General features: G+C 76.9%; 25 protein-coding genes. 4 read left to right on the forward strand and 21 right to left on the reverse strand.

Going from position 1 to position 21452, the window contains the following annotated elements; all coding sequences use genetic code 11:
* The gene (locus ACI79F_RS17810; protein ID WP_456546711.1) at nucleotides 1-996 is read left to right on the forward strand and encodes a DUF2877 domain-containing protein; all 996 of its coding nucleotides are present in this window, start codon (nucleotides 1-3) and stop codon (nucleotides 994-996) included.
* 241 nt (nucleotides 997-1237) lie between these two features.
* Entirely contained in the window at nucleotides 1238-1528 is a 291-nt protein-coding gene (locus tag ACI79F_RS17815; protein ID WP_456546710.1) for a DUF4287 domain-containing protein, read from the forward strand.
* A gap of 1 nt (nucleotide 1529) precedes the next feature.
* On the opposite strand, the gene ACI79F_RS17820 is transcribed toward ACI79F_RS17815, so the two are convergent.
* The 8 genes from ACI79F_RS17820 to rpe form a co-directional block, all read right to left on the reverse strand.
* Entirely contained in the window at nucleotides 1530-1946 is a 417-nt protein-coding gene (locus ACI79F_RS17820) for an SSI family serine proteinase inhibitor (RefSeq protein ID WP_456546709.1), read from the reverse strand.
* 69 nt (nucleotides 1947-2015) lie between these two features.
* Complete coding sequence (gene hisG / locus ACI79F_RS17825) at nucleotides 2016-2882, reverse strand: ATP phosphoribosyltransferase (RefSeq protein ID WP_456546708.1); 867 nt, start codon at nucleotides 2880-2882, stop codon at nucleotides 2016-2018.
* Nucleotides 2883-2922: 40 nt separating this feature from the next.
* Nucleotides 2923-3186, reverse strand: a complete 264-nt coding sequence (locus tag ACI79F_RS17830; RefSeq protein WP_456546707.1) for a phosphoribosyl-ATP diphosphatase — start codon at nucleotides 3184-3186, stop codon at nucleotides 2923-2925.
* A complete protein-coding gene (gene ribH / locus ACI79F_RS17835; protein ID WP_456546706.1) occupies nucleotides 3183-3707 on the reverse strand; it encodes a 6,7-dimethyl-8-ribityllumazine synthase in 525 nt (174 codons plus the stop codon). Before ribH ends, ACI79F_RS17830 begins: the two co-directional genes overlap by 4 nt.
* Nucleotides 3704-5017, reverse strand: a complete 1314-nt coding sequence (locus ACI79F_RS17840) for a bifunctional 3,4-dihydroxy-2-butanone-4-phosphate synthase/GTP cyclohydrolase II (RefSeq protein WP_456546705.1) — start codon at nucleotides 5015-5017, stop codon at nucleotides 3704-3706. Before ACI79F_RS17840 ends, ribH begins: the two co-directional genes overlap by 4 nt.
* The gene (locus ACI79F_RS17845; RefSeq protein WP_456546704.1) at nucleotides 5014-5637 is read right to left on the reverse strand and encodes a riboflavin synthase; all 624 of its coding nucleotides are present in this window, start codon (nucleotides 5635-5637) and stop codon (nucleotides 5014-5016) included. The genes ACI79F_RS17840 and ACI79F_RS17845 overlap by 4 nt, the downstream gene beginning before the upstream one ends.
* Before the next feature lie 2 nt (nucleotides 5638-5639).
* Nucleotides 5640-6689 (reverse strand): bifunctional diaminohydroxyphosphoribosylaminopyrimidine deaminase/5-amino-6-(5-phosphoribosylamino)uracil reductase RibD, encoded by a 1050-nt coding sequence (gene ribD / locus ACI79F_RS17850; RefSeq protein WP_456546703.1) that lies wholly within the window; start codon nucleotides 6687-6689, stop codon nucleotides 5640-5642.
* Nucleotides 6686-7360, reverse strand: coding sequence for a ribulose-phosphate 3-epimerase (rpe, locus tag ACI79F_RS17855; protein WP_456546702.1), 675 nt, complete (start codon nucleotides 7358-7360; stop codon nucleotides 6686-6688). Before rpe ends, ribD begins: the two co-directional genes overlap by 4 nt.
* Nucleotides 7361-7445: 85 nt before the next feature.
* On the opposite strand from rpe, the gene ACI79F_RS17860 reads away from it, so the two are divergent.
* The gene (locus tag ACI79F_RS17860; protein WP_456546701.1) at nucleotides 7446-7964 is read left to right on the forward strand and encodes a hypothetical protein; all 519 of its coding nucleotides are present in this window, start codon (nucleotides 7446-7448) and stop codon (nucleotides 7962-7964) included.
* Nucleotide 7965: 1 nt separating this feature from the next.
* Here ACI79F_RS17860 and ACI79F_RS17865 read toward each other — a convergent pair whose 3' ends face one another.
* Nucleotides 7966-8463 carry a GNAT family N-acetyltransferase gene (locus tag ACI79F_RS17865; protein WP_456546700.1) on the reverse strand — a complete coding sequence of 166 codons (498 nt, stop codon included), beginning with the start codon at nucleotides 8461-8463 and terminating at the stop codon, nucleotides 7966-7968.
* Between the two features lie 156 nt (nucleotides 8464-8619).
* Between ACI79F_RS17865 and ACI79F_RS17870 the strand changes: the two genes are divergently transcribed.
* A complete protein-coding gene (locus ACI79F_RS17870; RefSeq protein ID WP_456546699.1) occupies nucleotides 8620-9846 on the forward strand; it encodes a DUF222 domain-containing protein in 1227 nt (408 codons plus the stop codon).
* A 139-nt stretch (nucleotides 9847-9985) separates the two neighbouring features.
* Here ACI79F_RS17870 and ACI79F_RS17875 read toward each other — a convergent pair whose 3' ends face one another.
* The 12 genes from ACI79F_RS17875 to ACI79F_RS17930 all read right to left on the reverse strand — a co-directional run bounded on the left by ACI79F_RS17875 (nucleotide 9986) and on the right by ACI79F_RS17930 (nucleotide 21449).
* Nucleotides 9986-11404, reverse strand: coding sequence for an RsmB/NOP family class I SAM-dependent RNA methyltransferase (locus ACI79F_RS17875; RefSeq protein WP_456546698.1), 1419 nt, complete (start codon nucleotides 11402-11404; stop codon nucleotides 9986-9988).
* Complete coding sequence (gene fmt, locus ACI79F_RS17880; RefSeq protein WP_456546697.1) at nucleotides 11401-12378, reverse strand: methionyl-tRNA formyltransferase; 978 nt, start codon at nucleotides 12376-12378, stop codon at nucleotides 11401-11403. Before fmt ends, ACI79F_RS17875 begins: the two co-directional genes overlap by 4 nt.
* On the reverse strand, nucleotides 12327-12860 hold the full coding sequence (gene def / locus ACI79F_RS17885) for a peptide deformylase (protein ID WP_456546696.1): 534 nt from the start codon (nucleotides 12858-12860) through the stop codon (nucleotides 12327-12329). Before def ends, fmt begins: the two co-directional genes overlap by 52 nt.
* Before the next feature lie 46 nt (nucleotides 12861-12906).
* Nucleotides 12907-13164, reverse strand: a complete 258-nt coding sequence (locus ACI79F_RS17890; RefSeq protein ID WP_456546695.1) for a hypothetical protein — start codon at nucleotides 13162-13164, stop codon at nucleotides 12907-12909.
* 114 nt (nucleotides 13165-13278) lie between these two features.
* A complete protein-coding gene (locus ACI79F_RS17895) occupies nucleotides 13279-15270 on the reverse strand; it encodes a primosomal protein N' (protein WP_456546694.1) in 1992 nt (663 codons plus the stop codon).
* Nucleotides 15271-15418: 148 nt separating this feature from the next.
* Entirely contained in the window at nucleotides 15419-16615 is a 1197-nt protein-coding gene (gene metK / locus ACI79F_RS17900) for a methionine adenosyltransferase (protein WP_456546693.1), read from the reverse strand.
* Between the two features lie 84 nt (nucleotides 16616-16699).
* Complete coding sequence (gene coaBC / locus ACI79F_RS17905; RefSeq protein ID WP_456546692.1) at nucleotides 16700-17911, reverse strand: bifunctional phosphopantothenoylcysteine decarboxylase/phosphopantothenate--cysteine ligase CoaBC; 1212 nt, start codon at nucleotides 17909-17911, stop codon at nucleotides 16700-16702.
* Nucleotides 17912-17989: 78 nt separating this feature from the next.
* Nucleotides 17990-18253, reverse strand: a complete 264-nt coding sequence (rpoZ, locus tag ACI79F_RS17910; RefSeq protein WP_012949163.1) for a DNA-directed RNA polymerase subunit omega — start codon at nucleotides 18251-18253, stop codon at nucleotides 17990-17992.
* A 55-nt stretch (nucleotides 18254-18308) separates the two neighbouring features.
* Nucleotides 18309-18920 (reverse strand): guanylate kinase, encoded by a 612-nt coding sequence (gene gmk, locus ACI79F_RS17915; RefSeq protein ID WP_456578926.1) that lies wholly within the window; start codon nucleotides 18918-18920, stop codon nucleotides 18309-18311.
* Between the two features lie 31 nt (nucleotides 18921-18951).
* A complete protein-coding gene (gene mihF / locus ACI79F_RS17920) occupies nucleotides 18952-19308 on the reverse strand; it encodes an integration host factor, actinobacterial type (protein ID WP_456546690.1) in 357 nt (118 codons plus the stop codon).
* A gap of 354 nt (nucleotides 19309-19662) precedes the next feature.
* On the reverse strand, nucleotides 19663-20541 hold the full coding sequence (gene pyrF, locus ACI79F_RS17925) for an orotidine-5'-phosphate decarboxylase (protein ID WP_456546689.1): 879 nt from the start codon (nucleotides 20539-20541) through the stop codon (nucleotides 19663-19665).
* Entirely contained in the window at nucleotides 20538-21449 is a 912-nt protein-coding gene (locus ACI79F_RS17930) for a dihydroorotate dehydrogenase (protein ID WP_456578927.1), read from the reverse strand. The genes pyrF and ACI79F_RS17930 overlap by 4 nt, the downstream gene beginning before the upstream one ends.
* Between the last annotated feature and the right edge of the window lie 3 nt (nucleotides 21450-21452).

Genomic DNA, 21452 nt, shown 5'->3' on the forward strand with positions numbered 1-21452 from the left:
ATGAGAACCATCGACCACACCACGCCGGCCGGGACCGGCTCCGCCACCACCCGGGGTCAGGCAGCACGCGCCGGTGTGCCGACCATCCCGCTCCCCCGCGAGTCCGCGCAGGCCGCTGCGCGCACCGCCCCCGTCTCCCGCGCCGCCTCCGCGGTCCCGGCGTCGGCCAGCACCGGCGTCGCCGAGCTGCTGCGCGGCCCGGTGCGCCAGGCGCGGGTGCTCACCAGCCTCCCCGCCGCGGTCTACCTGCAGGTGTCCACCGAGCGCGGGACCGACGTCGTCGGCGTGCTCACCAGCGACGCCGCCCGGCTGCCGCTGGGCTGCGTCCTCTTCCGCCCCAGCAACGGCCGCCCGCTGGTCGCGCTGCCCGCCGGCGCGCCGGCCGAGGTCGGCGGCGGCCGCATCGTCGTCGGCGACCTCGCCGTCAGCGCCGCGGCGTGGTGGGACCCGCGGCCCAAGCTGCCCAGCGCCCGCCCGGCCCTGCTGCCCGAGGGGGTCCGCCAGCTGCGCACCGCGCTCTACGGCGACGGCCCGCACAGCGCGTTCAACCTGCCGGGGCTGCCCGGCGGCCCCGGCGGTCCGCTCGCCGCGCTGCGGGGCGCGGTCCGCCGCGCCGACCTCGACGCCGCCCTCCGCACGGCCACCCGGCTGATCGGCCTCGGCCCCGGCCTCACCCCGGCCGGCGACGACGTCATGGCCGGCACGATGGCCGGCCTCGTGCTGCTCGGCCACCCGGCCGCCGACCGATTCGCCGCGGGCGTCTACGCCCTGGCCGCCGGCCGCACCACGGAGCTGTCCCGGGCGCTGCTGCGGCACGCCACGGCCGGCCGGGTCAGCGGGGAGTACGCCGCCGTCCTGCACGGCCTGGTCGGCGAGCGCCCGCTCGGCCCGGCGATCGCCGGGCTGATGGCCACCGGCTCCACCAGCGGCCGCGCCCTCGCCCTGGGCCTGTGCACCGCGATCGACCTGGTCGACCGCACCACGCGCCCGCGCTGATCCCGTCGCCGCGAGCCCCCACCCGGCCCGGGTGGGGGCTCGCGGCGCGTCCGGGCGCCGCCCGGGCCGGGCGTCGCCCCGGGTGCGGCCACCCGGGTCCCGGACGTGGCCGCCGGGGGGACATCGGTCGGCCGCGCGGCCCGGGCTCGAGCACCCACCGATGAGTCCGGCGACGCCCCGGCGTCTCCCCTGCCGACGACGTCCGGCCGCCCGCCCCGGACCACGACCCCCAGGAGCCGCGATGTCCTTCCAGGCCTACCTCGACGCGATCGAGGAGAAGACCGGGCTCACCCCCCGCCAGCTGGTCGACCAGGCCCGCGAGCGCGGGTTCGACGGCCCCGCGACCAAGGCGGGCCCGGTGCTGGCCTGGCTGGCCGAGGAGCACGGGCTCGGACGCGGGCACGGCATGGCGCTCGTCCACGTGATCAAGAACGGGCCGGGGATCAGCGGCAAGCACGTCGGCAGCAGCGGCCCGCACCGCGACGAGTCCGCCACCCTCTGGCTGGACGGCCGGGCGACCAAGCCGGCCTGAGTCAGTCGAGGACGCCGACCGGGCCGGGCAGCAGCGGCCCCAGCGAGTCCCACTGGGCGATCCGGCAGCCGTCGGTGCGGGACAGCGCCAGGTCGACGTCCTCCCCCGCCCACCGGCCGGTGACCCGCGCGGTCTGCGGGCCGCCGTACTGCTCGGTGCAGACGACGTCGGCGGGCAGCGGCGCGAACGGGGCGTCCAGCGCCGCGAGGTGCTCGCAGGCGGCCCGCGGGTCGGGCAGCGTCCCCCGGGGGCCGCCGGCGCAACTCAGCGTGTACTCCTCGGCCGGGCTGCCGTCACCGCGGTCGATCGCGACGGTGAGCTCGTCGGCGGGCGCGGCACCGGTCGCCGGGGAGCCGGCGTCGCCGCCGTCCGGCCGGTCGGCGCAGCCGGCCAGCGCCGCCAGCGCGACGAGCACCACCAGCTGCCTGGCCCTCGTGCAGGGACCCGCCGCGAGCCTGCGAGCGACGGGGGGCACGGGGGTCCTCGCTCAGATCCGGCAGGCGTGGATGCTGGTGACGAGGATGGCGCGGGCGCCGAGCTCCCACAGCTCGTCCATCAGCCGGTTGGTCTCGGTCTGGCGGACCATGGCCCGGACGGCCGACCAGCCCTCGGTCTGCAGCGGGCTGACCGTGGGCCCCTCGAGCCCCGGCGTGATCGCGGTGGCCCGGTCGAGCAGCGAGTTGGGGCAGTCGTAGTCGAGCAGCACGTACTGCCGGGCCACCAGCACCCCGCGCAGCCGCCGGCGCAGCTGCTCGATGGCCGGGTTCTCCTCGGCGCCGCCCCGCCGCACGAGCACGGCCTCGCTGGCCAGCACCGGCTCGCCGATGATGTGCAGGCCCGCGGCCCGCAGCGTCGTCCCGGTCTCCACGACGTCGCAGACGGCGTCGGCCACGCCCAGCCGGCAGGCGGTCTCCACCGCGCCGTCGAGCTTCACCACGCCGGCGTCGATGCCGTTGTCGTCCAGGTAGCGCTGCAGCAGCACGGGGTAGGCGGTGGCGATCCGCTTGCCGGCCAGCTGCTCGGGCTTCTCGATGCCGGACTCCACCGGGCTGGCGAAGCGGAACGACGAGCGCCCGAAGCCCAGCGGCATGACCTCCACGGCGGAGTGCCCGTCGCCCTCGGCCGGCGCGGTCTCCAGCAGCATGTCGCGGCCGGTGATGCCGACGTCGAGGGTGCCGGCGGCCACGTAGACCGCGATGTCGCGGGGCCGCAGGTAGAAGAACTCGGTGTCGCTGTCGGGGTCGTAGACGGCGAGGTCCTTGGTGGTGCGCCGCTGCCGGTAGCCGCTCTCGGCCAGCATCTCGGCGGCCGGTTCGCTCAGGGCTCCCTTGTTCGGGACGGCGACGCGCAGCACGGTCAGGACTCCTCGGTCACGGGGGCGATCACGGCGGTGATCACAGGTGAGCGTAGACGTCGTCCAGCGACAACCCCCGCGCCAGCATGAGGACCTGCACCCGGTAGAGGAGCTGGCTGATCTCCTCCGCGGTCCGCTGCTCGTCCTCGTGCTCGGCGGCCATCCACGACTCGGCGGCCTCCTCGACCACCTTCTTGCCGGCCGCGTGCACGCCGTCGCGCACGGCCGCGACCGTGCCGGACGCCGGGTCGCCGGCGGCGACCTTGTCCGAGAGCTCGGCGAACAGCTGGTCGAAGGTCTTCACGCTCGTCCTCCCGGTGCCGGGCTCGCGGTGAACCCGGTGGTGCGCTGCGGTGCGCGCAGGGCGCGCAGGGTCAGTGCCGTGGCCAGCGCCGCGACCGCGGCCTCCCAGCCCTTGTCCTCGGCGGAGCCGGGCAGCCCGGCCCGGTCGCGGGCCTGCTCCTCGGTGTCACAGGTGAGGACGCCGTTGCCGACGGGCCGGCCGGCATCGAGCGACACCCGGGTGAGCCCGGCGGTCACCGCGTCGCAGACGTACTCGAAGTGCGGGGTCCCGCCGCGGATGACCACGCCGAGGGCCACGACGGCGTCGTGCCGCTCGGCCAGCGCCTGGGCGACCACCGGCAGCTCCACCGCCCCGGGCACCCGGACGACGGTCGGCTGCGGGATCCCGCAGGCCGCGGCGGCCGCGACGGCCCGCTCGAGCAGCGCGCCGGTGATCTCCTCGTGCCAGGTCGTCGCGACGACGCCGAGGGAGAGCCCGGCGGCGTCCACCGGCGCCGCCTCCGGCGCCCCCCGCCCGCTCACAGCCGCTGCTCCGTCTGCCCGAGGGGCACGTCGGTGCCCGGCACCGTGGGGACGTCGTCGGGGCCGGACTCGGTCTCGGGCTCCAGGATGTCCAGCAGGTGGCCCATCCGGTCGCGCTTGGTGCGCAGGTAGGCGAGGTTCTCGGCGGTGACGTGGCTGGGCAGCGACACCCGGCCGAGCACCTTGAGCCCGTAGCCCTCCAGGCCGGCGCGCTTGGCCGGGTTGTTGGTGAGCAGCCGCATGGTGCGGATGCCGAGGTCGACCAGGATCTGCGCGCCGGTGCCGTAGTCGCGGGCGTCGGCCGGCAGGCCGAGGTCGAGGTTGGCGTCGACGGTGTCGGCGCCGGCGTCCTGCAGCTGGTAGGCCTGCAGCTTGTGCAGCAGGCCGATCCCCCGGCCCTCGTGCCCGCGGATGTAGAGCACGACGCCGCGGCCCTCCTCGGCCACCGCCGCGAGCGCGGCCTGCAGCTGGGGGCCGCAGTCGCAGCGCAGCGAGCCGAAGACGTCGCCGGTCAGGCACTCGGAGTGCACCCGGACCAGCACGTCGTGACCGTCGCCGATGTCGCCCGTCACGAACGCGACGTGCTCGCGCTCGTCGTAGGAGCTGCGGTAGCCGACGGCGGTGAAGGTGCCCGGCGGCAGCGGGACGACGGCCTCGGCGACGCGCTCGACCAGCTTGTCGAAGCGCTTGCGGTAGGCGATGAGGTCGGCGATCGACACCATGACCAGGTCGTGGGTGTCGGCGAAGGCGCGCAGCTCGCCGGCACGCGCCATCCGGGTCGGCTCGGCCTCGCTGACCAGCTCGCAGAGCACGCCGGCCGGCCGCAGCCCGGCCAGCAGCGCGAGGTCGACGGCGGCCTCGGTGTGCCCGGGCCGGCGCAGCACGCCGCCGTCCTTGGCCCGCAGCGGGACGACGTGCCCGGGCCGGGACAGCTCGGTGGGAGTGGTCGACCGGTCGGCCAGCAGCCGGATGGTGTGCGCCCGGTCGGCGGCGGAGATGCCGGTGCCCACCCCCTCGCGGGCGTCGACGGTGACGGCGTAGGCGGTGCCGTGCCGGTCTTGGTTGACCCGGTACATCGGGGGGAGGTCCAGCCGGTCGGCGTCGTCCTCGGTGACGGCGACGCAGACGTAGCCGGACGTCCAGCGGACCATGAACGCCACCAGCTCCGGCGTCGCCAGCTCCGCGGCGAAGATCAGGTCGCCCTCGTTCTCGCGGTCCTCGTCGTCCACCACGACGACCGCCCTGCCTGCCTTGATCGCGGCGATGGCGTCCTCGACGCCGTCCAGCCGCACCCGGTCCTGCTCGCTCATCGTCGCGCCTCCAGCAGCCGCTCCACGTACTTGGCGACCACGTCGACCTCCAGGTTGACCGGGCTGCCCACGGCTCGGGTGCCCAGCGTCGTCTCGCGCAGGGTGGTCGGGATGAGGCTGACCTCGAACCACGGCTCGGGGTCGCGCACCCCGCTCACCGCGCTGACGGTCAGCGAGACGCCGTCGACGGCGACCGACCCCTTCTCCACCACGTAGGGGGCCAGCGCCGCCGGCAGGGCGATCCGCACGACCTCCCAGTGTTCCCCCGGCGTGCGGTGCAGCACCGAGCCGACCCCGTCGACGTGGCCCTGCACGAGGTGCCCCCCGAGGCGGGTCTGCGGGGTGACGGCGCGCTCCAGGTTGACCGGGTCGCCGGCGGCCAGGCCGCCGAGGCTGCTGCGGCGCAGCGTCTCGGCCATGACGTCGGTGTGCCAGACGCCGGTGCCGTCGTCCGCGGGGTCGACGCCGGTGACGGTGAGGCAGACGCCGTTGACGGCGATCGAGTCGCCGAGGGCGACCCCGCCGAGCACGGTGCGGGCGCGGATGGCCAGGGTCGCGGCGTCGTTCTGCTCGTCGCGGGCGACGAGCGTGCCGACCTCCTCGACGATGCCGGTGAACACGGTCAGCTCCTCCCGTCCGGGCGCAGCCGGATCTCGACGTCCTGTCCCCGGCGGGTGACGTCGGTGACCGCGAGGGACAGCGCCCCGCCGAGGGAGGTGATTCCCAGGTCGCCCACCAGCGGGGCGCCCGCGCCGAGCAGCCGGGGCGCCAGGTGCAGCACCGCCTCGTCGACCAGACCCTCCCGGAGGAAGGCCGCGGCGAGGGTGGGGCCGCCCTCGAGCAGCAGCCTGCGGACGTCGCGGTCGTACAGCTCCGCCAGCAGGCCCGCGGCGGTGGGCGCGACGCTGACCAGGGTGGGAGCGGCGTCGTCGAGCACCCGGGCGGTGCCGGGCAGCCGGCCGCGCCGGTCGACCACGACCCGCAGCGGCTGCCGCTCGGCGTCCGTCCCGTCGGGGCGGCGGACGGTCAGCTGGGGGTCGTCGGCGAGGGCGGTGCCGGAGCCGATGACGACCGCGTCACACGTCGCGCGCAGCCGGTGCACCGCCTCGCGGGCCTCGGCGCCGGTGATCCACCGGCTGCTGCCGTCGGCGGCGGCGACCCGGCCGTCGAGGGTGGCGGCCACCTTCCACACCACGTGCGGACGGCGCTCGCGGGCGGCGGTCAGCCACGACGCGAGCGCGCCCTGCTCGGCGGCCGCCCGCTCCAGGCCGATCTCCACGTCGACACCGGCGTCGCGCAGCCGCTGCGCGCCCCCGGCGGCCAGCGTGGTCGGCTCGGGGACGGCGACGACGACGCGGGCGATCCCGGCCGCGATCAGCGCGTCGGCGCACGGCCCGGTGCGGCCGGTGTGCGCGCACGGCTCGAGGGTGACCACGGCGGTGCCGCCGCGGGCGCGCTCGCCGGCCTCGGTGAGCGCGGCGACCTCGGCGTGCGGGCCCCCGGGCGGGGCGGTGGCGCCCTCCCCCACCGGCGTGCCGTCGGCGGAGAGGACGACGGCCCCGACCGGCGGGTTGGGGCTGGTCGCGCCGAGGACCGACGCGCCGAGGGCGAGTGCCCGCGCCATCGCGATGCGCTCGGCCCAGGGGCTGGTCACGGCAGTCGGGGCGGTCACCCGGACAGCGCCGCGGCGGCCTGGGCGCGCAGGGCGGCGATGGCGCGCGCCGGGTCGTCGGCGCCGTAGACCGCCGAGCCGGCCACGAAGACGTCGGCGCCGGCCGCCGCGGCCTGCTCGATGGTGTCGGCGTTGATCCCGCCGTCGACCTCGACGAGCACCTGCAGGTGGCCGGTGTCGACCAGCTCACGGGCGCGGCGGACCTTGGGCAGCACCTCGGCGATGAACGCCTGCCCCCCGAAGCCCGGCTCGACCGTCATGACCAGCAGGGTGTCGAAGTCGCGGAGGACCTCGACGTAGTCGTCCAGCGGGGTGCCGGGCTTGATCGCGAGGCCGGCCAGCGCCCCGGCGGCGCGCAGGTCGCGGGCGACGGCGCGGGGGTCGCCGGTGCAGGCCTCGGCGTGCACGGTGACGTTGCGGGCGCCGAGCTCGGCGTAGCCGGGAGCCCAGCGCTCCGGCGCCTCGATCATGAGGTGGCAGTCCAGCGGGATCGGGCTCACCGCCTGGATCGCCTCGACCACCGGCCGGCCGAGGGTCAGGTTCGGCACGAAGTGGGCGTCCATGACGTCGACGTGCAGCCAGTCGGCGTCGGCCACCCGCCGGGCCTCCTCGCCGAGGCGGGCGAAGTCGGCCGAGAGCAGGCTCGGGGCTATCAGCGGCGTCCGGGGCACGGGGGTCGAGTCTAGGCAGCGGCGCGGTGCCACTTCCGGGCGATCTCCGGCGACGCGAGCCGCCCCGGTTCCCCAACCTGCGGGGATGTGGTCCGACGACCTGGCCGGCGGGGTGGCCGTCCGGGTCCCCGCGCTGTGCCTGGACAGCCGGGGCCGGCCCTCGCCGCTGCTCATCTGCTCCGCCGCGGTGCCCGCGCGGCTGCTGCTCGACCTCGCCCTCGCCGGCCGGATCACCCAGACGGCGAGCGCGGTCGAGCTCGACGCCACGCCCACCGGCTTCGCCCCCGCCGACGAGCTGCTGGCCACGGTCCTCGCCGAGACCGACCGCCCGCTGGACAGCTGGCTGCACGACCGCCGGCTCACCCTCCACGACGTCGTCCGGGCGAACGTGGCCTCGGGCCGGTGGCACCGGCGGCGGCTGGCGTTGCGGCTGGACCGGTACGCCGACTCGGCCGAGGACACGACGTGGGCCGACCGGTCCCGCATGCCGGACCTGCCGCCGCGGGACCTCGGCCGGGCCGACGCCTGCGTGACCGCCACCTACTGGCGGTACCGCTCGCAGGCCTCCGTACTGCGGACCGGGGACACGATCGGCCCGGGCTGACTCAGTGGCGGCCGGGCAGGGCGATCCAGTCGGCCCAGCTCAGGTCGCGGCCGACGAAGCGGGGACGGCGCAGCGGCCACCGCTCGGCCAGCCACCGCGGCACGAACGCGTCCAGCGCCGCCTCCACCTCGGTGCCGGCGAGCCGCTCGACCACCCACCACGAGACCTCGGCGTCGGCGTCGCCGGCCTTCTCCGGCGGGTCGACGTACACGCAGCCGAGCAGCTCGGCCTCGTCGTCGTCGAACAGCGCGTAGTTGAAGCTCTCGTGCGCCTCGATCTCGCGCTCGTGCCGCGCGAGGTCCGCGCGGTCCTGCTCCTCGGTCATGGTGGCCGGCGGCCACCCCCACGCCTCGCCGTAGACCGCCCACAGGCGCTCCTGGTCGGCCATCACGGCCGGGAAGTCGATCGCGGTGTCGGCCTCGCGGATGGGGCGCAGGTGCTGCCCGGTGGGCAGGTCGGCGCGCAGCGGGTGGACGAAGTCGTCGGGGAGCCAGGACACGGGCGGCACCGTAGTGGCGGCGGCCCACGGGCGGTGGCCGCATGGTCGGCGGACGTCTCCGGCGGTGATGCACAACGGGCCAGCCCCATCTGTGGACAGGCTTCTGACCTGGGGATTCATTCGGCCCGCGAGGTGCCGAGCCGGTAGGATCCGTACATGTGTTCGACCACTGATGTGGCCGTCGACTCAGACCGGCTGCACGCGATGGACGACGGCGAGCTGCTCACCGAGGTCGCTGAACTGGTGGCAGAGCAGAACCGGGTGGCGGCCCGGTTGACCGCCGCGGTGCGGGTCGCCGATGCGCGGCTGGCGTGTGAGCACGACGGGGTGAAGACGATGCAGTCCTGGCTGCGCACCCACACCGGGATGAAGGGCACCGCCGCCGCGGCGCTGGTGCACCGCGGGCGGGCGCTGCAGCTGCTGCCGGCCACCGCCGCGGCGTTCAGCTCGGGCGCGATCGGGGTCGAGCACGTCACCGAGATCAGCACGGTGGTGGCGCCCAGGCACGCGGTGATGGCGGCCGAGCAGGGCATCGACCTGGCCCAGGTCGACCAGGCGCTGGCCACGATCGCCGTCGGGCAGACCTTCCAGACCCTCGCCGAGGCCGTTCAGCAGTACCTGACCCGGCTGGATCCCGACGGACCCGAACCGGAGCCGATCACCCAGCGGTCGCTGCGGATGATCACGCATCCCGACGGCACGGTCACCGTGATCGCGGAGCTGGACGCGGTGGGCGGGGAGAAGGTGAAGGCCGTGATCGAGCCGATGGCGGCGACCTCCCGCTGCGCCGGGGACGAGCGCACCCCCGCCCAGCTCCGCGGGGACGTGCTGGTGCAGTGGGCCGACAACACCCTCGCCGCCGGAGCGGTGCCCATCCAGCGCACCCGCCGGCCCGGCATCGCCGCCGTGCTGGACCTGGACGACCTGGTCGACCCCGCGATCGGCAAGACCGCCGCGGAGCTGGGCTTCGGCGCCACCATCTCCGCCGCCCGCGCCCGCTGGCTGGCCTGCGACTCGGTGGTGGCCCGCGTGATCATGGGCCCGGACGGGGAACCGATCCACCGCGGCCGCGAGGTCCGCATCGTGCCCGCCCCGCTCCGCCAGCTGCTGGACCTGCGGGACCGGGGCTGCGTGTTCGCCGGCTGCGACGCCCCGCACTGGTGGTGCGAGGCCCACCACCGCATCCACTGGGCCTTCGGCGGAGAGACCACCCCGGAGAATCTGGGCCTGCTCTGCGAGCGCCATCACGGCAAGGTCCATCACGGCTACCGCATCGAACGCGACGCCGACGGGCGCTGGCACACCTACCGCCCCGACGGCACCGAGATCCTCCTCGACCGCGACCCCCTCCTGGCCGCGGACGACCTCCTCACCCCCGTCTGACCCTGGAGCCGGACCGGGCACCCCGACAGCACCGCCGCCCACCCCCACGGACACCGTCCGCGGGGGCAGACGGCGTGCGTCAAGGACCGTAGGAGCGCAGGAGACCCGCGCGCCACAGCTCGAACCCGACGCGCAAGCGTCAGGGGGTGCGGCGCAGCAGCGACAGGAACATCGCGTCGGTGCCGTGCCGGTGCGGCCACAGCTGCCCGAACTGCCCGCGCTCGACGCCGGGGACGCCGGGGAACAGGGGCGCGACCGGCAGCACCTCGACGTCGTCGCGCGCCGCCGCGTCGGCCACGACGTCGACCGTCTCCGCCGTGTGGGGCGAGCACGTCACGTAGGCGACCACTCCCCCGGGGCGCACCGACGCGAGAGCCGACGCGAGCAGCTGCCGCTGCAGGTCGGCCAGCGGGGCGACGTCCTCCGGCCCGCGCCGCCAGCGCACCTCCGGCCGGCGGCGCAGGGCGCCCAGCCCGGTGCACGGCGCGTCCAGCAGCACCCGGTCGAACGAGCCCGCGGCCCACGGCGGCTCGCGGCCGTCGGCCACGAGCACCTCGACGTCGTCCTCGCCGCGCAGCGCCTGGCGCACCAGCTCGGCGCGGTGCGGCGCCCGGTCGGCGGCGGTCAGCCGCACCCCGGCCGGGCGGACGGCAGCCAGCAGCCCGGACTTGCCGCCGGGGCCGGCGCACATGTCCAGCCACGCACCGTCGGGCCCCTCGAGCGGCGCGCGGGTCAGCAGCAGCGCCGCGAGCTGAGAGCCCTCGTCCTGCACCGCCGCGGCACCCGAGCGCACCGACGGCAGCCGGCCGGGGTCGCCGCCGCCGAGGCGGACCGCGTAGGGCGACCAGGGGCCCGGCGCGCCGCCGGACTCCGCGGCCAGCTCCTCGCGCGGCACCCGGCGGGCGACCAGGTGCACCTCGGGGGCCGCGCCGTCGGCGAGCAGCGCCGCCTCGAGCTCGGTGTCGTCGACGGGGCGGCTCCCGCCGAACGCGTCCCGCCAGGCCTCGACGACCCAGCGCGGGTGGTCGGTGGCCAGGCCGAGCCGGGCGTCGCCGGTCGCGCCGAGCCGCTCCAGCCAGGCCGCCCGGTCCCCGCCCGCGGCGACCTTGCGCAGGACGGCGTTGACCAGCCCGGAGGCGCCGGTGCCGACGATCGCGCGGGTCAGGTCCACGGTGGTCGCGACGGCGGCGTGCGCCGGCACCCGCAGGTCGAGCACCTGGTAGGCGCCCAGCCGCAGCAGGTCGAGCACCCGCGGGTCGAGCTCGCCCAGCGGCCGGTCGACCAGCGTCGCCAGGACGGCGTCCAGGGTGCCCTGCGCCCGCAGCGCGCCGTAGGCGAGCTGCGTGGTGAACGCGGCGTCGCGGGCGTCGAGGTTCCGCTCGCGCAGCAGCTGGGGCAGCAGCAGGTTGGCGTAGGCCTCCCGGGAGGTGACGGCGTCCAGCACGTCGTAGGCGGTCAGCCGGGCACCGTCGAGCTGCGGGCGCGGCCGGCGCCCCTGCCGCGCGCCGGGCCGCCCGCCGGAGGGTCCCCGCCCCCCGCGCCGCGGCGGACCGCTCATGCGCCGACCCGCTCGCCGGCCGCCGGCCGCGCCCCGCGCGCCCAGTCCGGCGCCGGCAGCATCCGCTTGCCCGCCGGCTGCACCTCGCCCAGCCGGACGGCGCCGCTGCCGGTGCCCACCAGCACGCCGGTCGGCCCGACCGACAGCTCGCCGGGCTCGAGCCCCAGGGACGTCGGCAGCGGCTCGACCGGGCCCAGGCGCAGCCGGTCGCCGCGCCACGTCGTCCACGCGCCCGGCGCGGGGGTCACGCCGCGCACCCGCCGGTCCACGACGTGCGCCGGCAGGGTCCAGTCCACCCGGGCGTCGGCGACCTCGATCCGCGGCGCCAGGCTGATCCCCTCGGCCGGCTGCGGCTGCGCCTCCAGCGCCGCGGCGGCGATGCCGTCGAGGGTGGCCAGCAGCAGCTTCGCGCCGCTGACGGCCAGCCGGCCGAGCAGGTCGCCGGCGGTGTCCCGCGGGCCGATCGCCTCGGTGACGGTGCCGAACACCGGCCCGGTGTCGAGCCCGGCCTCGAGCCGGAACGTCGACGCGCCGGTGATCTCGTCGCCGGCCATGATCGCGTGCTGCACGGGTGCGGCCCCGCGCCAGGCCGGCAGCAGCGAGAAGTGCAGGTTGACCCAGCCGTGCGCCGGCAGGTCCAGCGCCGCCTGCGGCACCAGCGCCCCGTAGGCGACCACGGGCGCGCAGTCGACGGCGAGCTCGGCCAGCTGCGCCAGGAACTCCGGCTCGCGCGGCGAGCGCGGCTGCAGCACCGGGACGCCGGCGGCGTCGGCCCGCTCGGCCACCGGGGAGCGGCTCAGCGCGCGGCCGCGGCCGGAGCGGGCGTCGGGGCGGGTGAGGACGGCGACGACCTCGTGGTCGGAGCCGAGCAGCAGGTCCAGCGACGGGACGGCGGGCGCCGGGGTGCCCGCGAACAGGAGCCTCAGTGGGGGCTCACCTCCACCCGCGGCAGGTAGGCGCCCCAGCCGGACCACTCCGCCTCGGCGAGGGCGGCCAGCGCGGCCTCCCGGGCCCCCGGGTCCAGCCGGTCGACGAACAGCACGCCGTCGAGGTGGTCGACCTCGTGCTGCACGGCCCGCGCGAGCAGGTGCGAGCCCTCGATCCGCACGGGGTCGCCGTGCATGTTCCAGCCGGTGGCCGCGACGTGCAGGTGCCGGCGGCAGTCGTAGGCGTAGCCGGGCAGGGACAGGCAGCCCTCCGGGCCCTCCTGCTGCTCCTCCCCGACCAGGGTGACGTCGGGGTTGACCAGGTGACCGAGCTCGCCGTCGACGCGCCAGGTGAACACGCGCAGCCCGACGCCGATCTGCGGCGCGGCCAGCCCGGCGCCGCCGGCGGCCTGCATGGTGTCGGTCAGGTCGGCGACCAGCCGTCGCAGTTCGGCGTCGAAGTCCACGACCGGCGCGGCCGGGGTGCGCAGCACCGGGTCGCCGTACAGCCGGATGGGGGTCACGCTCACCGGTCGATCGTAGAAGGCCGCCGGGGACCGCCCCGGCGACCTCCGGTCAGGACCCGGGCACCGACAGCGTGGGGACGGCCGATCCGTCCGACGGGTCGTTGCCGCTGGGGCCGTCGTCGGGGCCGCAGCGGCTGATGCCGACGGCGATCGCGGCGACGACCACGAGAGCGAGCAGGCCGAGCAGCACCCGGCGCAGGCCGCGCTTGACGCCGGCGACGCCCTCGGGATCGGCGCCGCTGTGCCGGCCGCCGGAGGGGGCGTCGCCGGTCCCGGGGTCGCCGGGCTGGGGGTTCGTGGCGGTCACGGAGCACTCCTGGTCCCGGCCCCCGCAGGAGGCCGGTGGTCGACCGTCGGGCTCGGGCTCACCCGTCCGGCGCCGGTACCCCGGCCCGCCGGGCGCCACGCCCGGGACGGCGGATCAGACGATCTCGAGCGGGTCCAGCTGCACCCGGACGTGCTCGGCCGCCTTCTTGGCGCTGCGCACGCCCTGCACCTCGGCCAGCGCGTGCGCCAGGGCCACGCCCTCGCCGCGCGGCGTGCGCACCAGGTAGCGCTCGCGCGGCCCCTCCTGGCCGGGGCGCGGCTGCTCCGGGACCGGCCCCAGCAGGTCGGCGTCGGCGGGCAGCCGGACGGCGGCGAGGAAGTCCGCCAGGGCCGCCGGCGAGCCGGACAGCGCCGCCATGCGGGTGGCCGGGGGGAAGCCGAGCTCGCGCCGGTCGGCGAGCTCGCGCTCGGCCAGCCAGCCCGGGTCCCAGCGGACCAGCGCCTGGACGACGGGGTGCGCCGCGTCCGCCGCGACGACGACCTGCCCGCCGGCGCCCGCGGGCCGGACCAGGGTGGCCGCGTTCATCCACCGGCGCAGGGTCTCCTCCCCCGCCCGCAGGTCGGCGCGGCCGAGCAGCGCCCAGGAGTCCAGCAGCAGCGCCGCGCCGTAGCCGCCCTCGGCGACGGGCTCCGCGCCCGGGGTGGCCACCACCAGCGCCGGGCCGGCGGGGACGGTGGGCAGCACGCCGGAGCTGCGGCCCGACACCCGCACCGCGGCGCCGGGGAACGCGCGGCCGAGCTCCTCCGCCGTCCGCGCGGCGCCCACGACGGAGGCGCGCAGCTTGGTCCCGTGGCAGTGCGGGCAGTCGAACGTCGCCGCCGGCCGCGCGCACCACCGGCAGGCCGGCACGCGGGACCCCCCGGGCCCGGGCGTGGGCGCGATGCCCAGCGGGCCGGCGCAGACGGCGCAGCGGGCCGGCGCCCGGCAGCGGTCGCAGGACAGCCCGGGCGCGTAGCCGGCCCGCGGCACCTGCACGAGCACCGGCGCGCCGTCGGCCAGCGCCTGCCGGGCGACGCGGTGGGCCAGGCTGGGCAGCCGGGCGGTGCGGGCGGCCGGGTCGCGGGCCAGCTCGGCGTCGGCGCCGAGTGCCTGCACCCGCGGCGCGGCCGCGCGCAGGGCCACGCGGTCGGCGGCCAGCTCGTGCGCCCAGCCGCTCTCCAGCAGCAGCGCGGCCTCGGCGGTGCGGGCGGTCGCGGCCACGACGGCGGCGCAGCCGGCCAGGTGGGCCCGGTGCACGAGCACGTCGCGGGCGTTCGCGTACGGGCCGCGGGGCTCGGCGTGCAGGTCGTCGCCGTCGTCCCAGATCGCGACCAGGCCGAGGTCGGCGACCGGCGCGTAGACCGCCGCGCGGGTGCCCAGGACCACCCTCGCGCTGCCCCGGGCGGCGTCGAGGAACCGCCGGTAGCGGGCGTCGGGCGCGGCGTCGGCCCGCAGGACGACGAACGACCCCGTGGGCAGCCGCGCGGCGGCCGCGGCCTCCAGCCGGTCGAGGTCGCGCCCGTCCGGGACGACGACCAGCGAGCCGCGGCCGCCGGACAGCGCCGCCTGGCACATCTCGGCCAGCCGCGCGGGCCAGTCCTCCCCGGGCAGCGCCGTCCACACCGCGCGGGCCGGGCGGCCCTCGGCGAGCGCGGCGAGCAGCGCGGGGCCCGCCGGGTAGCGGGCGAGGCCGGCCGGGTCGGGCGGCGCGGGCGGGGGCGGCGGGTCGGCGGCCGGCCGCTTCTCGGCCGCCGCGCGCCGGGGCGGGATCGCCAGCCGCAGGACGTCGGAGAGCGTGCCGCCCCAGCGGTCGGCGACGGCGCGGGCCAGCGCCGCGACCTGGGGGGTGAGCACCGGCTCCGGAGAGACCACCTTCGCCAGCGGCGCGAGCTTCCCCTGGTGCTCGGTGTGCGCGGCGAGCTCGAGGACGAACCCGTCGACCAGCTGCCCGGCGAAGCGCACCCGGACCCGGCAGCCCGGGCGGACGTCGCCGGCCAGCTCGGGCGGCACGGCGTAGTCGAACGGTCGGTCCAGGTGGGCCAGGGGGACGTCGACGACGACCCGGGCCACCAGGGGTTCGGCGGGGAGGTCGGTCGAGGTGGTCATCGCTCCGGCGACGCTACCGACCGGCTACGACAGCACCACGGCCCCCGGCACGCCGGTGGCCCGCTCCCCCGAGGGGAACGGGCCACCGTGGCCACCCCTCAGGGGCCCGCGCCGGGCCTGCGAGCGTGGGGGGAAGGGTGGTCCTCGTTCAGACGCCGACGGCCGAGCGCAGGGCGTCGACGCGGTCGGTGCGCTCCCACGGCAGGTCGACGTCGGTGCGGCCGAAGTGGCCGTAGGCCGCGGTCGGCCCGTAGATCGGGCGCAGCAGGTCCAGGTCCCGCACGATCGCGCCGGGGCGCAGGTCGAACACCGTGGTGATCGCCTTCTCCAGGACGTCGTCGGGCGCCGTGCCGGTGCCGTGCGTGTCGACGAACAGGCCGACCGGGTGCGCGGCGCCGATCGCGTAGGCCACCTGCACCTCGCAGCGCTTCGCCAGGCCCGCGGCGACGACGTTCTTGGCCACCCAGCGCATCGCGTAGGCGCCGGAGCGGTCGACCTTGGACGGGTCCTTGCCGGAGAACGCGCCGCCGCCGTGGCGGGCCATGCCGCCGTAGGTGTCGACGATGATCTTGCGGCCGGTCAGCCCGGCGTCGCCCATCGGGCCGCCGATGACGAACTTGCCGGTCGGGTTGACCAGCAGCCGGTAGTCGCCGGTGGGCAGGCCGAGGGCGGCGAGCTCGGGCTCCACGACGAGCTCGCGCACGTCCGGGGCGAGCAGCTGGTCGATCGAGATGTCCTCGGCGTGCTGGGAGGAGACGACGACGGTCTCCACGCCCACCGGGCGGCCGTCCTCGTAGACGACGGTGACCTGGGTCTTGCCGTCGGGACGCAGGTAGGGCACCGAGCCGTCCTTGCGGACCGCCGACAGCCGGCGGGCGAGCCGGTGGGCCAGCGCGATCGGCAGCGGCATGAGCTCGGGCGTCTCGTCGCTGGCGTAGCCGAACATCAGGCCCTGGTCGCCGGCGCCCTGGCGCTCGATCTCGTCGTCCGTGGCGCCGGCGGTGCGCGCCTCGTAGCCGGTGTCGACGCCCTGGGCGATGTCGGGCGACTGCGCGCCCAGGGAGACGCTGACGCCGCAGGAGGCGCCGTCGAAGCCCTTGCGGGAGGAGTCGTAGCCGATGCCGAGCACCGTCTTGCGGACGATGTCGGCGATGTCGACGTAGCCGGCGGTGGTGACCTCGCCGGCGATGTGCACCTGACCGGTGGTGATCAGCGTCTCGACGGCGACCCGGCTGCGCGGGTCCTGCTCGAGCATCGCGTCGAGGATGGCGTCGCTGATCTGGTCGGCGATCTTGTCCGGGTGGCCCTCCGTCACCGACTCGGACGTGAAGAGGCGGCGTGACACGGGGACTCCTGAGGTGGTCGGGACGAACGATGTCGCGATGCACGGTACCGGCGGCGCCGGGCCCGCGGTGACGGAGGCGGGGTCTCAGCCCAGTCGGGGGACGACGGCGGACCAGATGCCGGCGGCGACGGCGTCCTTGCTGCCGGGCGGCAGCTCGGTCACCGACCCGTCCGCGGCGAGGACGACGGCGGCGTTGTCCGGCCGGCCGAAGACCCGGCCGCCGGAGACGTCGTTGACCACGAGCAGGTCGCAGCCCTTGCGGGCCAGCTTGGCGCGGCCGTGGGTGAGGACGTCGCCCTCCGCGTCGCCGGTCTCGGCGGCGAAGCCCACCACGAGCTGCCCGGGGCGGCGCTCGGCGACCAGCTCGGCCAGCACGTCGGGGTTGCGCACCAGCGGCACGGCCGAGGGCTCGGCGGCGCTGCCCTTCTTCAGCTTGGTCGCGGCGACCGTCTCGGGGCGGAAGTCGGCCACCGCCGCGCTCATCACCACGACGTCGGCGTCCTCGGCCCGGGCGCGCATCGCCACCCGCAGCTCCTCGGCGGTGCCGACCGGCACGACCTCGACGCCGAAGGGCGCCGGCGCCTCGACGTTGGCGGCCACCAGGACGACCTCCGCGCCGCGCGCGGCCGCGACCCGGGCCAGCGCCCACCCCTGCAGCCCCGAGGAGCGGTTGCCGAGGTAGCGGACCGGGTCCAGCGGCTCGCGGGTGCCCCCGGCGCTGACGACCACGCGCCGGCCGGCCAGGTCGCGGGCCAGCGCCGGGCCGCCCGCGGCCAGCACGACCTGGGCCAGGGCGGCGATGTCGGCGGGCTCGGGCAGCCGGCCGGGTCCGGAGTCGGGCCCGGTGAGCCGGCCGACGGCCGGCGGCAGCACGATCGAGCCGCGCCGGCGCAGCGTCGCCACGTTGTCCTGCGTGGCCGGGTGCAGCCACATCTCGGTGTGCATGGCCGGGACGAACACGACCGGGCAGTGCGCGGTCAGCAGCGTGGCGGTGAGCAGGTCGTCGGCGCGGCCGGCGGCCGCGCGGGCGAGCAGGTCGGCGGTGGCCGGCGCGACGACGACGAGGTCGGCGGTCTGCCCGATCCGCACGTGCGCGACCTCGGGCACGTCGGACCAGACGTCGGTGGTGACCGGGTTGCCCGACAGCGCCTCGAAGGTGGCGGCGCCGACGAAGTGCAGGGCGCCGGGGGTGGGGACGACGCGCACGTCGTGCCCGGCCTCGGTCAGCGCGCGCAGCAGCAGGGCGGCCTTGTACGCGGCGACCCCGCCGCTGACGCCCAGCACGATCCGGCTCATGGGCTCATCCTCCCCCAGACGCGACCGAGCCCCCGGCGGGTGCCGGGGGCTCGGTCATCACATCGGGGTGCCGGCGGCTCAGTTCTCGCCGGCGGTGTGGGTCAGCAGGCCCTCGTTGATCTCGCGCAGCGCGATGGAGAGCGGCTTCTCCTGCGGGGCGGTGTCGACCAGCGGGCCGACGTACTCCAGCAGGCCCTCGGAGAGCTGGCTGTAGTAGGCGTTGATCTGCCGCGCACGCTTGGCGGCGAAGATCACCAGGCCGTACTTGCTGCTGGTGCGCTCGAGCAGCTCGTCGATCGGCGGGTTGGTGATGCCCTCGGGGGCAGGTGCGACTCCGGACACGGGTGGGCGTGCTCCTCAGATCGGTCAACGGGAGTGGCCGGCCGGCGGGCCCGACTCACTCGTGAGCGCCACCCCGGCACAGGTCCGGCGCGGGCGCAGTCAGCAATCCTACCAACTCGTCGGCGGCCCGGGCCACGTCGTCGTTGACCACCACCACGTCGAACTCCCCGGCGGCGTCCAACTCCGCCTGGGCGATGGCCAGCCGGCGCTCCTGCACCGCGGCCGGCTCCGACCCGCGGCCGGCCAGCCGGCTGACCAGCTCCGCCCACGACGGCGGGGCGAGGAACACCAGCTGCGCGTCGGCGTCCCGTGCGCGCACCTGGCGCGCGCCCTGCAGCTCGATCTCCAGCAGGGCCGGGGCCCCGGCCGCGAGGCGCTCGCGGACCGGGGCCGCCGGAGTGCCGTAGCGGTTGCCCGCGTACTCGGCCCACTCGAGCAGGCCGTCGGTGGCGATCAACCGGTCGAACTCGGCGTCGTCGACGAAGTGGTACTGCACGCCGTCGACCTCCCCCGGGCGCGGCCGGCGGGTCGTCGCCGACACCGACAGCCACACCTCGGGGTAGCGCCGCCGGACCTCGGCGACGACGGTGCCCTTGCCCACCCCCGACGGACCGGAGAGCACGGTCAGCCGCGCGCGGGGCGGGCAGGCAGGGGCATCGGGCAGCACTCGTCGTCGTCCTCGTCCGGGGTCGTGCGGATCAGCTGCTGGCGCCGGCGGAGGCCTGCTCGGCCCCCGCCTGGTCCCCGCCGAACTCCGCCTCCAGCGCCTTGCGCTGGTTGGCACCCAGGCCGCGGACGCGCCGGGTCGGGGAGATCTCCAGCCGCTCCATGATCTTGGCGGCGCGGGCCTTGCCCACGCCCGGGAGCGACTCGAGGACGGCGCTGACGCGCATCTTGCCGATCACCTCGTCGGTCTCGCCCTTGCGCAGGACGTCGCCGACGGTGGCGCCCTTGCTCTTCAGCTGCTCGCGCAGCTCGGCACGGGCCTTGCGCGCCGCGGCAGCCTTCTCGAGAGCGGCGGCGCGTTGTTCGGGGGACAGGCTGGGAAGTGGCATCGGTGCGACCCAATCATGTCGTCGCCGGCGACGGTGGACCCGGCTGGTGGGTGGTGCTCTGGTCGGGGTTGCGCTCCCGGCAGGGAGCCTGACGGAAAACCTAGTAACCGCGTATCCGCAGGTCACGCCCACCCTCGAGACAAATTCGCGGCACCGCGGACGGGCCCGTTCACCGTCCGTTCACCCCATCTGTCACCCTCCGTCATGCGGCCAGGTCAGAGGGCTTACGCGACGGTGCAGTTCCGGTAACATGTGTCGTGCGCCACAGAAAAACGTGTGCGACGACACGCCGGGGACCTCACCCGACACGCCGCTTCCCCGCCCAGGTCAGCGGCCCGGCCGGGCGCGGCGGGCTCAGCCCGCCAGCGCCTCCGCCCAGCGCTGCGCCGCGGCCCGCAGCGCGGCCGGGTCGGGTCCGGCGGCGAGCACGTCCCGGGACACGGTGGGGACGACGGCGGCGTCGCGCCCGAACAGCCGGCGCAGGTCCTCCGGCGACCCGCCCTGCGCGCCGAGCCCGGGGGCCAGCACCGGCCCGCCGAGGCCGGCCAGGTCGACGTCCAGCTCCCGCAGCGTCGCGCCGACGACCACGCCGAACGACCCGGTCGCCGGGCCGAAGCGGCTCGCCAGGTCGCGCACCGCGCCGACGTCGGGCAGCGGGTCGCCGACGACCCAGCCGGGGGTGTTCCAGCCGCGCACGGTGTCGACGACGACCTGGGCGACCGACCGCTCCCCCACGGCCGCGTGCTGGAGGGTGCCGGCGTCCGGGTTCGACGTCCGCGCCAGCACGAACAGGCCGCCGCCGTGCTGCCGTGCGGTGTCGACCGCCGGCTGCAGGGAGCCGGGCCCGAGGAAGGGGCTGACCGTGAGCGCGTCGGCGGCCAGCGGGTGGCCGGGGCGCAGGTAGTCGGCGTAGGCGTCCATCGTCGAGCCGATGTCTCCGCGCTTGGCGTCCAGCAGCACCAGCGCGCCGGCGGCGCGGGCCCGCGCGACGGCGTCCTCGAGCACGGCGGTCCCCCGCGACCCGTGCCGCTCGTAGAACGCCATCTGCGGCTTCAGGACGGCGACGGTGCCGGCCAGCGCGTCGACGACGGCGTCGGTGAACCGGGCCAGCCCGTCCGGCGAGTCCGGCAGCCCCCAGCTCTCCAGCAGCGGCACGTGCGGGTCGATGCCCACGCACAGCGGGCCGCGGGCGGCGACGGCGTCGGCGAGCCGCTCCCCGAACGGCGAGGTCATCGGTGCGCGTGCCCGACGGCCTCGCGCACCGAGGAGAAGCCGCGCTCGGCCAGGGCCGCGGCCAGCTCGCGGTGCACCCGCGCGGTGGCCGACGGGTCGTTGAAGACCGCCGTCCCGACGCTGACCGCCGAGGCGCCGGCGAGCACGAACTGCAGCGCGTCCAGGCCGGTGCGGATCCCGCCCATGCCGAGGATCGGCACCCGCGGCAGCGCCTGGTGGACCTGCCAGACGCAGCGGACCGCGACCGGGCGGACCGCCGGGCCGGACAGCCCGCCGGTGACCCCGCCGAGGACCGGCTTCATCGTGTCGGGGTCGATCACGAGCCCGAGCAGGGTGTTGATCATGGACAGGCCGTCGGCGCCGGCATCGGCCACCGCCCGGGCGACCGAGACGATGTCGGTGACGTCGGGGCTGAGCTTGGCGTACACCGGCTGCGCGGGGTCCGCGGCGGCCCGGACGGCGGCGACGACGTCGGAGGCGGCGACCGGGTCGCAGGCGAACACCTCGCCGCGGCTCTCCACGTTCGGGCAGCTGATGTTGACCTCGAGCCCGAGCACGCCGGGCACGCCGCGCAGCCGGGTGGCCAGCTCGGCGAAGTCCTCGACGCGGGTGCCGGCGATGGAGACGAACGCGGGCACGCCCCGCTCGGCCAGCCACGGCAGCTCCCCGGCGAGCAGCCCGTCGATGCCGGGGCCCTGCAGGCCGATGGAGTTGAGCATCCCGCTCGGCGTCTCGGCCATCCGCGGCGTCGGGCGGCCCGAGCGCGGCCGCAGCTGCACCGACTTGGTGACGACGGCGCCCAGCCCGGCCAGGTCGACGAACGGCTCGAGCTCGCGGCCGAACGCCGAGCAGCCGGACGCGGTGAGCACCGGGCTCACCAGGGGCGCCGACCCCAGCGCCGTCGTCATGTC

The sequence above is a fragment of the Blastococcus sp. SYSU D00868 genome (assembly GCF_054050575.1).

Bases quoted from the DNA above. Each gene is read 5' to 3' on its own strand.
- ACI79F_RS17810 (WP_456546711.1), top strand. From the start codon at position 1: ATGAGAACCATCGACCACACCACGCCGGCCGGGACCGGCTCCGCCACC.
- ACI79F_RS17815 (WP_456546710.1), top strand. From the start codon at position 1,238: ATGTCCTTCCAGGCCTACCTCGACGCGATCGAGGAGAAGACCGGGCTC.
- ACI79F_RS17840 (WP_456546705.1), bottom strand. From the start codon at position 5,017: ATGAGCGAGCAGGACCGGGTGCGGCTGGACGGCGTCGAGGACGCCATC.
- ACI79F_RS17860 (WP_456546701.1), top strand. From the start codon at position 7,446: ATGTGGTCCGACGACCTGGCCGGCGGGGTGGCCGTCCGGGTCCCCGCG.
- ACI79F_RS17870 (WP_456546699.1), top strand. From the start codon at position 8,620: ATGTGTTCGACCACTGATGTGGCCGTCGACTCAGACCGGCTGCACGCG.
- ACI79F_RS17875 (WP_456546698.1), bottom strand. From the start codon at position 11,404: ATGAGCGGTCCGCCGCGGCGCGGGGGGCGGGGACCCTCCGGCGGGCGG.
- ACI79F_RS17895 (WP_456546694.1), bottom strand. From the start codon at position 15,270: ATGACCACCTCGACCGACCTCCCCGCCGAACCCCTGGTGGCCCGGGTC.
- coaBC (WP_456546692.1), bottom strand. From the start codon at position 17,911: ATGAGCCGGATCGTGCTGGGCGTCAGCGGCGGGGTCGCCGCGTACAAG.
- mihF (WP_456546690.1), bottom strand. From the start codon at position 19,308: ATGCCACTTCCCAGCCTGTCCCCCGAACAACGCGCCGCCGCTCTCGAG.
- pyrF (WP_456546689.1), bottom strand. From the start codon at position 20,541: ATGACCTCGCCGTTCGGGGAGCGGCTCGCCGACGCCGTCGCCGCCCGC.
- ACI79F_RS17930 (WP_456578927.1), bottom strand. From the start codon at position 21,449: ATGACGACGGCGCTGGGGTCGGCGCCCCTGGTGAGCCCGGTGCTCACC.